The organism is Acinetobacter bouvetii (genome assembly GCF_902753875.1).
In the GTDB taxonomy this organism is placed as follows: domain Bacteria; phylum Pseudomonadota; class Gammaproteobacteria; order Pseudomonadales; family Moraxellaceae; genus Acinetobacter; species Acinetobacter bouvetii_A.
Genome location: NZ_CADDTS010000040.1, coordinates 93,463 through 106,321, shown reverse-complemented (window position 1 = coordinate 106,321; position 12,859 = coordinate 93,463). Strand labels below are relative to the sequence as shown.

Sequence of the window (12,859 nt, the reverse complement as noted above, 5' to 3'; positions counted from 1 at the left end):
GGATTGATTATTATTGAATTTTAAGCTTCGTCTTCTTCAGACAGTTCAGCAAATTTTTTCTCAATCAATGCCGCATTTTCTTGCAGAATTTCGATCAGTTTTTGCAGATTGACAAATTCAAAGCGGTTTTTTGAAGCCAGTAAGGTCAATGCCAATGGGGGTTCTTTAGCAGAAAACTTGATCGGAACTGATAAGCCAGACACATTGGGATCAAGTTCACCACTGGAATAATAATAGCCCTGTTTCTTGATCTGCTTCATTTTCAGTAAGAATTTTTCTTCACTTTCGGCAAAATCCACTTCTGAAAGTTCGGCTGAGAAACGCTGGTAATAGTCCAAAATACCCTGTTTGGGTAAATAGGACATGATTACTTTAGGCGATGAGCCGACAAATACAGGACGTGGGCAACCCCGGCCATAAGACAGCAAGGTCACATCTTTAAATAATTCATGATGAATATCGATACATGAATCACGGTTTAAATGGGTCAGCAGACAGCAAAATTCGGTTCGCTCTACAATTTGCTGCATAAATGGAATGCTAATTTGCACCAAAGGATCGGTGGTTCGGGAAATATAATCTAGGACTGCAATTTTAGAACCCAGGGTATAGTCACCTGAGGTCCCGCTCAGGCGTTGTAATAATTCTGTCGAAACCAATTCTTTTAAATAACGGTAGCTAGTCGGTTTAGAAAGGCCTAATTCTTCACTAATGATATCCACATTAATGATTGGGCGAGATACCGAAAAGAGATCCAAAACGGTGAGAATCTTACCAAAACTAGAAAGTGCCATAAGTACCTGCTTGGTCAAAGCATATAAAACAAAAAGGAATAAGCATTACTTTATAACAAAAAAATAGCCAGAGGAGAGCTTTTGTTGGAGTAATCTAATCTTTGCCAGCAGATTAACAAGATTTAATAAAAGTAATGAGAAATTTCAGGGCTATATAATCTATGTTTTTTAATAATATTGGTTAAATTATCATAATGAGATATTTTAATTGACTTAATGTAAGTAGTTTGCAAAAATATACAAAATAAATATCCAATGATGAATTTTTAACCTTTCTGGTTAAGGAATTTTTCTATTTTATTTCGCATAAACATAGGATGCGAAAACTTCTCCATTTGTTTTGAATGACGATCATATCTAATGACATGTTTAGGCATGTATATTTTTTGCTCGATGTGCCTTAAAGGCATATCATGCAGTTGAGTCGTCTTTAAAAATTAGTGCGGTGAAGTCTTAAACCCGAATTTGAGATACGTCGATGCTGCTAACCAAACAATTACTCGCATTTCGTCCCAACAAAATGGACTGGATTTTTGCGATTAAAACTTTTCTGGCAGGCATATTGGCACTTTATGTGGCCTTTTCTTTAAATCTGGCGTATCCCATTTGGGCGATCGGCACGGTCTTTGTCATTGCCAATCCCTATTCCGGGATGACATCGTCAAAAAGTATTTATCGGGTGTTGGGGACTTTGTTGGGCGCGATTGTTTCTATTGTGGTCACGCCACTTTTGATCAACACGCCGTGGTTATTTACCCTGTTTTTGGCGAGCTGGGTCGCGGTCTGTCTGTATATTTCCCTGCTAGACCGGACACCGCGCAGTTATGTATCCATGTTGGCGGGATATACCGCAGTCATTATTTGCTACAATATTATTTATTTTATTGACACCGTTTCTATTTTTGACATGGCCATCGGCCGGTTTATGGAAATTACGATTGGTGTGCTATGTAGCGCTATTGTCACCACGACATTATTTCCCATGCATATTGGGCCTGCGGTAAAAACCCGGGTCAGCAAAACTTTTAAAGATACCAAATCTTTATTTCACCAGATTTTACTGGATTCCAGTCAGCTGAAAAATTACAACAACATGCTGGCGCAGATTACCCGTGATATTGCTGAAATTCATGTCATGGCAGTGCATTTGTCCTATGAAAAGTCAGCCCTACAGGGGATGACCAAACCTTTGCAAGAAATGTTGCATCAAATGACCATGCTGATTGCCAATCTGGTGGCCATGGCCGAGCGGGTTAAACAGCTGGATCTGCTCGATACTGCTTATCGTGAGCAACTGCAGGCTATACATGTACATATTGCAGATTTTTTGCAAGATGAACATGTCATTGATGAAACCCAGCTGAATGGTTTACCTGAAGGTTTTGACGAGGATTTTGCCCGTTTGCAGGCCATGAGTCCGGCATCCCAGCAGGTGATTTTAGGCAGTCTGAAAATGGACGTTCGGCATTTTATCCAAAATATTCGGGCCATCAGATTGATCTGGCAGCGAATTCAGCAAGGGGATGCCTCATTACCGGAAAGTGTCACGCCGCTGACCACGACCTACCCCAATTTACACCGTGATCATGGGGTAGCTGTACGCGGTGGGATTTCGGCTTTTCTGGTGATTTTGCTGGCTACATCCTTCTGGATTGTGAGTGGCTGGAAAGCAGGATTTATGATGGCGGAAATGGCCGCGATCAGTGCCTGTATTTTGACTGCCATGGACAATCCAGTACCGGCCTTAAAAATGTTTATTCGCGCCAATTTGTATGCTGCTGTGATTGTGTTTATTTATGCCTATGGCATTTTCCCGCATGTGACTGCATTCTGGCAGCTGGTGGTGGTGCTGGCACCTTTTATTATCTACTGTTTGATGCTGTTTCCGCATCCGCCGTTGACCGGTATTGGTTTGCCTTTGTTGATGGGCACGGTGATGGGGCTGAATTTACAGAACCGCTATAGTCTGGATCAGGTGTTCTTTTTTGATGCTTCAATTGGGACTGTTCTGGGGCCGCTTATTTCCGTATATATCATCCATCTGGTACGGGCCATGTCACCGGACATTACCGCACAACGTATTTTATCCTTGCACTATAAGGCCATCCGGCAAGCCCTGTATTTGCCTTATGGAGTGCAATTCCGTATTCATCTGCGCAGTATGCTGGACCGGATTGGGGTCTTAAATACCAAAGTCGTGCAGTCAGAACATTTGAAAAAAAACATCCAGTTGGCTTTGATTGAATCCAGTGCGGTGATTGATCTGACCCGGCTGCAAGAATTAATGAATAAACTGCCTGCACAGCATCCGATCCTGATCACACTGGAAGATTTACAACAACTGCTGGATGACTATTTTCGTGCCAAGGAAATCAGTCAAGCCAGCGATGTATTGAAAAATGCCATTCTGGAAAAAATTCAGGCCTTACAAACGGAAGCAGCAACGATTGAGCAACAAGATACCGTACAGCGCTTAAACATTTCTTTAAATAATATTCAAAGCAGTCTATGTCATGTCAATTTGACGGCCACTGCACAATCTGCCGGGAAAGGAGCATAGCGTGGGTGAAGTGAATATATATGGTGTATATGTCCCGATATTGATTATTCAGGCCATGTTTGCTTATGCAATTTTGAGGGTGCTGAACCTGTTGACGGACCGTCTGGTAGAGCAGGGCTGGATTGCCATGCCAAGTATTTTTAATTTATGTCTCTTTGTTGTGCTGCTGTGGTTGGTGCATTGGGGTTTTACACTGTACTTGGGCTAAGTATCAGTCTCTTTTTTGAAATGAACAAGGTTGAACAACTATGACATCCCTAGATTTACGCAAATTTATTCGACCCGTGTTGTTATTGCTGGTCGCAGCCTTGGCAATCATGGCATTGCTGCATATCTGGAATTATTACAACTCAGAACCCTGGACACGGGATGGCCGTGTGCGTGGCGATGTGATTCAGGTATCTTCAGATGTATCCGGATTGGTAACGGAAGTATTGGTACAAGATAACCAGGCGGTCAAGAAAGGTCAGGTGCTGTTTAAAATTGATGTTGCTCGTCAGGCGCTGGATGTTGAACAGGCCCGATCAGATGTGTCCAAAGCCAAAGCTGGTCTGGCTGCTGCAGAAGCCCAATTGGCCCAAGCCAAAGCCAATGTGGTGAAATCTGAAGCCAACATCAATCTGGCAGATAAAAATGCCAATCGTTATTCCAACTTGATGGATGGTGCAATTTCAAAACAAGAGCAAGACCAGATGTTTGCGACTCGCGATCAGTCCCATGCAGAACATGAGCAGATGGTTGCAGCGATTGAACAGGCTAAAGCCAGCATTGGGCAGCAAAAAGCATTAATTGAAGTGGCTACTAGTAATCTGCATTTGGCTGAATTGAACCTGCATCGCTCCGAAGTAGTCGCACCAGCTGATGGGACCTTGTCGAATTTTGAATTACAGGAAGGGAATTACGTCAAAGTAGGGCAGGCGGTTGCTGCGCTGTTAAACCGTCAGCAGCTATATATTGTAGGTTATTTTGAAGAAACCAAACTGGACAAAATTTATGTCGGTGCGCCAGCTACCATTCAGTTGATGGGTGATTCACAAAAATTAAAAGGTCATGTACAAGGGGTGGCATCCGGGATTGAAGACCGTGAACGTAGCTCAACCACAGGTCTACTTGCCAATGTAAACCCAACCTTTAGTTGGGTTCGTCTAGCACAACGTGTTCCAGTTAAAATTGTGATTGATGAGATGCCGAAGAACCAGTTGGCCTTTGTTGCAGGCCGTACCGCCACTGTACATATTTTGAAAAAAGATCAGCCCTAACTCAGCCCTTGTTCATTTCAAAAAAAGCATCCTGAAGGATGCTTTTTTATCTTTAAGGTGCTACACCCTCTGGATTGCGATACCAGCTCTCGATGAATAAGGCCGCGGCAATACTGTCAGCTGCCAGTTTCTTGGCACGTCCCTGAGCCTGATAATGATCCAGTTCATCTCGTGCCTCACGGGTGGTCAGCCGTTCATCTACCATCAAGGTTTCAATATTGGTCTGATGGCGTAAACGTCGGGCAAATTTGCGCGAACGTGCAGAAAGTTCCGACTCACTATCATCCATATTTAAAGGTAAGCCCACCAAAAATAAGGTGGGTTGATACTGTTTGACTATTTTCAGTAAAGCATCCCAGTTCGGAATTCCATCTTTCATGGGGAAAAGGGCGAGAGGATTTGCACTTTCAATCAGCGATTGACCGACTGCCATGCCCATTTTCTGAGTGCCAAAATCAAATGCCATAATCATGTGAGGTTGCGATAAATCAGGCATGTCCAATCTCTGATGATAACCAGGTCCGGTCTACGCCCATCTTTTTATAGGCAGCGTCCCAGCGGTCGTCATAAGGTAAATTAAATATTAAATCCATATCTGAATCACAGATCAGCCAATCACCGCGGGCAATTTCTTCTTCCAGCTGGTTTTTGCCCCAGCTGGCATAGCCTAAAGCAATCTGATAGCGTCCCACACCTTCATTGTGGGCAATGGCGTCCAAGATATCTTTAGATGTTGTGATACAGACATTTTCACCCACGGCAATAGATGAATGCCAGGTCGGTTGTCCCGTATGTAATACAAAGCCTGCCTCAGGACGTAAAGGACCACCTTGCAAAACTGCATGAGGATTAACATTATCTGCTTCAATTTCAAGATCATTCAATAATTCTTTGATTGAAAGACCTGAAGGACGGTTAATGATAATGCCTTGAGCGCCGTCCTCATCATGTCGTGCCAAATAAATGACGGTATGAGCAAAAAAATCATCACCCAAATCAGGAGGTGCTATAAGACAGCGATGTGTCAGATATTGTTTAGTCATCTTAGCCATTCCCCCTTAAAATTCAAAAAAGCTGATTAAATTAATCATGCGCATATAATCAACTTACTAAACTAATTGAGTTTCGCCAATTATTTTTTGTGATTTAAACCTCAAATTTATACCTGTTGAAACTTCAGCTGGCGCAACTGTTTGGCATGTTGCAGGGTTGTGTCGTTAATTTCGACGCCACCCGTCATACGTGCCAGCTCATCAATGCGCTGTTCTTCTGCAAGGTTGATAATGGTGCTGCTGGCCGGATCGGTCTGACGTTTTTTCACCAGCAGATGCTGGTCGGATTGTGCTGCCACTTGGGCCTGATGGGTAATACATAAAATCTGTACATGTTGGGCCAAGTCAGCCAGCAAACGGCCGACCATTTCAGCCGTTCCACCACTGATCCCGACATCAATTTCATCAAACACCAGCACTTCCGATTCGGTTTTTTCCGCATTCATCACTTGCATGACCAAGGCAATACGCGACAGTTCACCTCCGGATGCCACGCGAGCCAACGGCTGCGGTGGTATACCCTTATTGGCGGTAAACAGCAGTTGAATAAAGCTCAGTCCTTCGGCACCGATTTGTTCTAACGGCTCAAACTTGAATTCAAAATAGGCTTCCGGCAAAGCCAGTTGCTTGACCTGTTCGGTTAGTTGTTTGGCCAAAGGTACGGCGGCTTCACGGCGAATTTCATCCAGATATTGGGCTTTAGTTAAAAATTGCTGATGCGACAATTCTACCTGTTCGGCCAGAGTTTCCGGGTCTTCCAGTTGATGCAACTGTTCCAGTTCAGCCTGCCAAGCCTGATATTCTTCTTTCAAACTTTCCGGTTGAGTACGGTATTTACGGGCTAAACGGTGGAAGACTTCCAGTTGTGAATTCAGTTCTTCCATGCGTTCAGGATCGAAACTTTGACGATCGATAAACTGGCGCAGATTTGCCGTTGCATCATCCATTTCACTTTGTGCATTGATCAGTGAATTGTAGATTTCCGCCAGCTGCTCACTACGACCGGCATGCGATTCCAGACGGCGAATAATCGATGACAGTTCCTGAGTCAGATTCTGCTCGGCTTCATCGAGTACATTTAAACTGTAGCCGCAGTCCAGCATGATATGTTCATGATGGCTGAGACGGTCAAATTCCTGTTCAATCTCTTTATAGTCAATCTGGGTGATGTCTTCGAGTTCTTCCAGCTGCAACTCTAAAGTTTCAATACGCTGTTTGCGGGTGGCCTGTGCATCCAGTGCCGCCTGATGCTGACGAATATCTTTTTGCCAGGTGCTATAGGCATCGCGGACGTCTTGTGCCGGCTGATAAAAGTTGCTGTAACGGTCGAGCCAGTGCTTGGGATAGGGCGGTTCTAACAGTTGCTGCTGACTGTGCTGACTATACAGTTGCACCAGTAGACGGCCAATTTCTTTTAGTTCAGATAAACTACTTGGACGACCATTAATCCAGGCTTTGCTCCGACCTGTGGCAAAAATAACCCGTCTTAAATGAATTTCACCTGACTCATCATCCAACTCATGTGCTTTTAGCCACTCTGCTTCCGGACTTTGATCCTGATAACTAAAAATGGCCGTCACATCGGCTTTATCTGAACCAAAACGCACATAATTGGTATCGGTGCGTTCACCTAGACAAGCAGACAAGGCATCCAGTAATAACGATTTACCTGCGCCGGTTTCACCCGTCAGGACATTGAAACCTTGTTCAATATCAATGGCTAAGTGATCTGCTAAAGCGAAATTGATCAGAGTTAAATGTGTCAGCATAAACGCATCCAAGCTGCGAAAAGTTTTAATCTAAGATAGTCAAATTTTGTTTTGGTCACAAGACAGCTTTTATTTTAAAAGGACTTAAAACATCAATATCTTACCTTATAAGGCCAAGGAAAATGAAACTTGCACATTAAAATAGCTAATAAAATTTTCCATCAATAAATTGCTGTTTGCTTGTTATAAAAGATAGGCAATTTGAGCTGCATATTCATTGCATTCTGAAAAGTTGGAATTGGATGAACTATTGTTCAGGATTGAAAGTTGATTTGAAAACTGAATCAATTGTGGCTCATGCTATTCGCCTTTGGTCGGGGCAACATTAAAACCGATTTGTGCGTATAATTCTCCAGTCGCTGGAGGTTCTGCGCAACTCGTCAGATTTTCTCTTTAGCCTGCGAAGCAATATTTGTAAAAATTTGAAAAATATTGATTTAGCTGGATGAAACAGCGATTGATTAGTTGCAAGCTCAGCTTTAAACTAGCTCGAGCAAAAATTATAAATGCGCATTATCTGGAGAATACGCATGTCAAATCAGTTTGATCATGTTTCGGTTGTCAAAAAGTCGAATGTTTATTTCGATGGCTTGTGTATCAGTCATACCGTGCAGTTTGAAGATGGCACCAAAAAAACCTTAGGGGTGATTTTGCCAACTGAACAGGCCTTGACCTTTCAAACGCATGTGCCTGAACGTATGGAAATTATTTCAGGTGAATGTCGTGTGCAAATCGGTGACAAATCGGAAAGTGAATTGTTCCGTGCCGGTCAATCTTTTTATGTGCCAGGTAACAGTCGCTTTAAAATCGAGACCGATGAAGTGCTCGATTATGTCTGCCATTTCGAAGGCTAAGTATTCGTCCTGGATAAGACAAAGAAATTTTAACCTGAATCGGTTAAACTAGATTCAAGCATTAATCCTGTAAAGCCTGCTTTGCAGGATTTTTCTTTTTGCATTGTCACCATAGATTTTAGAGGCCGTTCATGGCAAAACCAGAATATTATTATGGCGTTCACTCAGTGGAGTCATTATTGGAACTCGAGCCTGAGCGCGTACTGACTTTATTTACCTTGAAAGGCCGTGATGACCAGCGTTTGAAAAACGTATTGGCTCTGGCTGAACCGTTTGGGATTAGTGTACAACAAGCCAGCCGTGACAAACTGGAAAAACTGGCAGGCCAGCCTTTTCATCAGGGAGTTGTGGCTGCCGTCCGTCCGCATCCGGTATTGAATGAACAGGATCTGGATACAGTATTGAAACAGAACCCTCAAGCACTGTTACTGGCACTAGACCAAGTGACTGATCCTCACAATTTAGGCGCCTGCATTCGTACAGCTGCGGCGATGGGGGTGGAAGCGGTAGTGGTGTCCCGTGACCGTTCTGCCAGCTTGACGCCGACAGCACGTAAAGTGGCTGCTGGTGGTGCAGAAAAAGTGAAGTTTATTCAGGTGACCAATCTGGCACGTACTTTGGGGAATATCAAAGATGAATTTAATGTGCGTGTGGTGGGTACCATGCTGGATGAAAAAGCCTTACCACTCGATAAATTTGATTTTACCGGTACGGCAGTGTGTGTGGTGATGGGGGCTGAAGACACCGGCTTACGTCCGATTACCCAGTCACAATGTGATCAGACGGTGTATATCCCGATGGCAGGAAACTTGCAGAGTTTGAATGTCAGTGTGGCAACAGGTATGGCACTGTATGAAGCGTGTCGCCAACGTAACGTGTAATTTTATTCTCCTTCATATTTAAAAGTTGTCTGCTATGTCGCCCCGGTCTCAAGGTTATCTGTATGTCGCCATTACCATGTGTATTTGGGGCGGATTTACCATTACCTCTCGTCTGAATGCCCAGTGGGGAATTAGTGCCTGGGATATAACCGCCTTGCGTTTTGCACTGGCATTTTGTATTTTGATGCCGATCTTGATCTATAAAAAAGACACTGCTTTTTTATGGAAAAAAGAGCCTTTTCTACTGGCAATGATTGGTGGGGTGGCATATTGCCTGACTTCATATAGCGCCTTTCATTATGTCCCTGCAGCACATGCAGCCATTTTTCTGAATGGTTGTATTCCGCTGTGTACAGCCTTGGCCGCATTTGTGTTATTTAAAGAACCTTTTGATAAGCATATCCGGATCAGTTTGGTGATTATGCTGACCGCGATTGCTGCCATGAGCTTCCTGATGTACCGGGAAACCGGTGTCGCCTTTGGTTTTGGTGACATGCTATTTTTCCTGAGTGCAATATGGTGGGGCGTATTTACTGTCTTGTTACGCCAATGGAAACTTTCAGCCTGGCATTCTATGGCAGGGGTAGCTATCTGGTCTGCGATCATCTATGTGCCGATTTATTTGCTATTTTTACCCAAACATCTGACTGAACCTACGCCTATGCATTTGCTGGTACAGGTTATTTTTCACGGCATTTTTGTAGTGATTGTCGCTACACTGACTTATGTGGAAGCAATTAAACGTCTGGGGGCATTTAAGACAGGAAGTATTGTCACTTTGGCTCCATTTATGGCGGCAATTCTGGCTGTACCACTTTTAGGTGAACCTCTAAGTCTGGCGATTATTTGTGGCCTGATTGGCATGGCGATTGGTGCTTTGCAGCCGTGGCGCTGGCTCAGCCATCAAGACAGTTTGCAGCAGCAAATCGAGCAACAAAAAAAGCAGTCTTAACCGACTGCTTTTTTTAATTTTAGCGTTTTAAATAAGCTTCATGCAGTGGCTTTAAATGAGTGTAGAGATGGTCAAGATGTCCATCATTCAGCACAATATCGTCCGCAAGACTACGCTTTTGCTCACGTGACATCTGAGCCTGAATAATTTTTTCAATTTGTTCAACGGACTGATGATCACGCATGGCAGCCCGTTGAATCTGCAAATCAATCGAAGCATCAATCAGCAGGGTATGATTGGTCAGTTCGTGCTGGTTGGTTTCAAATAGTAGCGGAGAAACCAGAATCACATAGGGGCTGGTCGCTGCTTGAAGCTGCTGGATAATGGACGCACGAATTGCCGGATGGGTAATACTTTCTAAAACTTTACGTGCACCCGGATCTTTAAAAATATGTTCACGTAAAGCTTGGCGATTTAGCTCGCCATTGTCTAAGAGCACCCAATCTCCAAAAGCTGCTTGAATCTGTTCTAAGGCAGGTTGTCCTTTGGCAACAATTTCACGTGCCACAATATCAGCATCGACTACCGTGATCCCTTGGGTTTCAAACCAAGCACTTGCAGCAGATTTACCACTGCCAATTCCACCGGTTAAACCCAAAATGAACGTCATAAAAATACCTGTATTAATGACCTAAATAGATTTTCATAATTTGCTCGCCCCAGATAAATGCAATCCAGCCGGCAATCGCAATATAAGGACCAAAGGCAAAAGGCTGATTCTCTTTACGAATTTTAAGCAAAATGATGCCAATGATCGCACCGACTAAGGAAGACAGTAACACAATCAATGGAAGCATCAATGGGCCCATCCAGGCACCTAGGGCCGCAAGAAGTTTGAAATCTCCATAGCCCATACCTTCCTTACCAGTAATTATCTTAAACAGGTAATACACAATCCACAAACATAGGAAGCCAATGATATAGCCCCATATAGCAGATGTTGGAGTGGTATAAAGGCCATAACTGTTGATCGCCAGACCTAGTGCTGCCAAGGTTAAGGTATAACGGTCAGGTAGAAGTTGAGTATCAAAATCAATAAAGGTGAGTGCAATTAGCACCCAGGTAAGGACTAAACCAAACAGCATTTGTAGGGTCGGGCCAAAGATTGCCACAATGATCAGGGAACAGATTGCAGTCAACAATTCAATCAGCGGATAACGAATACTGATTGGATTTTTGCAAGCACCACATTTACCGCGTAAAGCCAGCCAACTGATCACAGGGATATTCTGGTACCAGCGAATGGGGGTGTGACAGTTTGGACAGGTTGAATCCGGTTTACTGAGGGTAAATTTTGTTTCATCAATAATAGCCTGTTCCGGATGCAGTAAGAATTGGCAGTCTTGACGCCATTCTTGTTCCATCATTTTAGGCGTACGGTAAATCACCACATTTAAAAAACTGCCGATACAGAGACTAAAAAGTCCAACTGCAATATAGAGTGCAGTTGGGTTAATCATAAAATAAGAAATGAAATCGTGCATTAAATGACAGAACCCATTTGGAAAATTGGAAGATACATAGCAATTACAAGTCCACCGACCAGTACCCCAAGCACGGCCATAATGAGGGGTTCCATCATCGAGGTTAAACCATCTACTGCATTGTCAACTTCATTTTCAAAATGTGTAGCGACTTTATCCAGCATGGCATCTAATGCACCAGATTCTTCTCCAATAGCAACCATTTGAATCGCCATAGAGGGAAACTTATTGGTGACACGCATGGCAAATTGTAGTTGTTGACCAGTGGCAACATCATCGCGGATTTTTAGTACAGCTTCTTCATAGACGACATTATTGGTTGCACCAGCAGTGGATTCCAAAGCATCGATTAAAGGAACACCAGCAGCAAATGTGGTGGCTAGGGTACGGCTATAACGGGCAATAATTGCCTTATAGACCAAGTCACCAAAAATAGGGGCTCTAAGGGCTGCTTTATCCAGAAAATCACGAAATTTTTTACTACGCTTTTTGGCTTCCATAAAGCCAGCAATAATAGCACCCACTGCAATAATCATAATAAACCAGTATTTCTGCATCCAGTCAGACATATTGACTACTATTTTGGTGAAAGCTGGTAAATCTGCGCCAAAGGATGTAAATAGATCCTGGAATACGGGGACGACTTTAACCATCAAAATAATGGTCACAATTACCGCAACCACGATAACGGCCATTGGATATTTCATGGCTTTTTTAATTTTTTGCTTTAAAAGTTCGCTTTTCTCTTTATAAATGGCGACGCGATCTAGCATGGTTTCTAGCGCACCTGACTGTTCACCAGATTCCACCAATGAACAAAACAGATTGTCAAAATATTGCGGATATTTTCGGAGCGCACCAGCAAAGGTATTACCGCCTTCGACTTCACCTTTAATGCCAAGCACCACTTCACGCATGGATGGATTTTCCAGACCTTCAGCCACAATTTCAAAACTTTGTACCAATGGCACACCTGCTTTCATCATTGTTGCGAGCTGGCGGGTAAAAATCGTGATATCGAGAGTAGAGACTTTCTTTTTCATGAAACCTTCAAGAATATTTTTTCTTTTTTCTCGAATGGTTTTAATGGTGATTCCTTGCTTACGTAAAGTCACTTTAGCCAGTGCCATATTACGTGCAGGTAATTCGCCTTTAAGTTTTTCCCCTTTGCGATCAATACCTTCATAACTGAAGATAGGCATCATCTGTGCTTTTTTGACAGCCATGCGTTTATCCTTATTTTAAATTTTCAAT

At 43.2% G+C, this 12,859-nt stretch carries 13 protein-coding genes; 6 read left to right on the top strand and 7 right to left on the bottom strand.

Going from position 1 to position 12,859, the window contains the following annotated elements; translation table 11 throughout:
* Nucleotides 1–20: 20 nt before the first annotated feature.
* Complete coding sequence (locus FB6_RS12150) at nucleotides 21–794, bottom strand: IclR family transcriptional regulator (protein WP_174560240.1); 774 nt, start codon at nucleotides 792–794, stop codon at nucleotides 21–23.
* A gap of 478 nt (nucleotides 795–1,272) precedes the next feature.
* Between FB6_RS12150 and FB6_RS12145 the strand changes: the two genes are divergently transcribed.
* From FB6_RS12145 to FB6_RS12135, 3 genes are read left to right on the top strand one after another with little or no spacing between them, the layout of a single operon-like run.
* On the top strand, nucleotides 1,273–3,354 hold the full coding sequence (locus FB6_RS12145) for an FUSC family protein (protein WP_174560239.1): 2,082 nt from the start codon (nucleotides 1,273–1,275) through the stop codon (nucleotides 3,352–3,354).
* A 1-nt stretch (nucleotide 3,355) separates the two neighbouring features.
* Nucleotides 3,356–3,562 (top strand): DUF1656 domain-containing protein, encoded by a 207-nt coding sequence (locus tag FB6_RS12140; protein WP_174560238.1) that lies wholly within the window; start codon nucleotides 3,356–3,358, stop codon nucleotides 3,560–3,562.
* A gap of 40 nt (nucleotides 3,563–3,602) precedes the next feature.
* Nucleotides 3,603–4,613 (top strand): HlyD family secretion protein, encoded by a 1,011-nt coding sequence (locus FB6_RS12135; RefSeq protein WP_174560237.1) that lies wholly within the window; start codon nucleotides 3,603–3,605, stop codon nucleotides 4,611–4,613.
* A 52-nt stretch (nucleotides 4,614–4,665) separates the two neighbouring features.
* Here FB6_RS12135 and ruvX read toward each other — a convergent pair whose 3' ends face one another.
* The 3 genes from ruvX to recN form a co-directional block, all read right to left on the bottom strand.
* Complete coding sequence (gene ruvX, locus FB6_RS12130) at nucleotides 4,666–5,109, bottom strand: Holliday junction resolvase RuvX (protein WP_174560236.1); 444 nt, start codon at nucleotides 5,107–5,109, stop codon at nucleotides 4,666–4,668.
* Nucleotides 5,102–5,656 carry a YqgE/AlgH family protein gene (locus FB6_RS12125; RefSeq protein WP_174560235.1) on the bottom strand — a complete coding sequence of 185 codons (555 nt, stop codon included), beginning with the start codon at nucleotides 5,654–5,656 and terminating at the stop codon, nucleotides 5,102–5,104. Before FB6_RS12125 ends, ruvX begins: the two co-directional genes overlap by 8 nt.
* A 116-nt stretch (nucleotides 5,657–5,772) precedes the next feature.
* Complete coding sequence (recN, locus tag FB6_RS12120; RefSeq protein ID WP_174560234.1) at nucleotides 5,773–7,434, bottom strand: DNA repair protein RecN; 1,662 nt, start codon at nucleotides 7,432–7,434, stop codon at nucleotides 5,773–5,775.
* Nucleotides 7,435–7,964: 530 nt separating this feature from the next.
* Between recN and FB6_RS12115 the strand changes: the two genes are divergently transcribed.
* The 3 genes from FB6_RS12115 to FB6_RS12105 all read left to right on the top strand — a co-directional run bounded on the left by FB6_RS12115 (nucleotide 7,965) and on the right by FB6_RS12105 (nucleotide 10,121).
* Entirely contained in the window at nucleotides 7,965–8,288 is a 324-nt protein-coding gene (locus tag FB6_RS12115; protein WP_174560233.1) for a pyrimidine/purine nucleoside phosphorylase, read from the top strand.
* Between the two features lie 131 nt (nucleotides 8,289–8,419).
* Entirely contained in the window at nucleotides 8,420–9,169 is a 750-nt protein-coding gene (gene rlmB, locus FB6_RS12110; RefSeq protein WP_174560232.1) for a 23S rRNA (guanosine(2251)-2'-O)-methyltransferase RlmB, read from the top strand.
* Nucleotides 9,170–9,203: 34 nt separating this feature from the next.
* Nucleotides 9,204–10,121 carry a DMT family transporter gene (locus FB6_RS12105; RefSeq protein WP_174560231.1) on the top strand — a complete coding sequence of 306 codons (918 nt, stop codon included), beginning with the start codon at nucleotides 9,204–9,206 and terminating at the stop codon, nucleotides 10,119–10,121.
* A gap of 19 nt (nucleotides 10,122–10,140) precedes the next feature.
* Here the strand turns inward: FB6_RS12105 and coaE are convergent, their stop codons facing one another.
* The 3 genes from coaE to FB6_RS12090 are packed head-to-tail and all read right to left on the bottom strand — an operon-like array spanning nucleotide 10,141 to nucleotide 12,831.
* On the bottom strand, nucleotides 10,141–10,731 hold the full coding sequence (gene coaE, locus FB6_RS12100; RefSeq protein WP_174560230.1) for a dephospho-CoA kinase: 591 nt from the start codon (nucleotides 10,729–10,731) through the stop codon (nucleotides 10,141–10,143).
* Nucleotides 10,732–10,744: 13 nt separating this feature from the next.
* A complete protein-coding gene (locus tag FB6_RS16665) occupies nucleotides 10,745–11,605 on the bottom strand; it encodes a prepilin peptidase (protein ID WP_174560229.1) in 861 nt (286 codons plus the stop codon).
* Nucleotides 11,605–12,831, bottom strand: a complete 1,227-nt coding sequence (locus FB6_RS12090) for a type II secretion system F family protein (RefSeq protein ID WP_174560228.1) — start codon at nucleotides 12,829–12,831, stop codon at nucleotides 11,605–11,607. Before FB6_RS12090 ends, FB6_RS16665 begins: the two co-directional genes overlap by 1 nt.
* Between the last annotated feature and the right edge of the window lie 28 nt (nucleotides 12,832–12,859).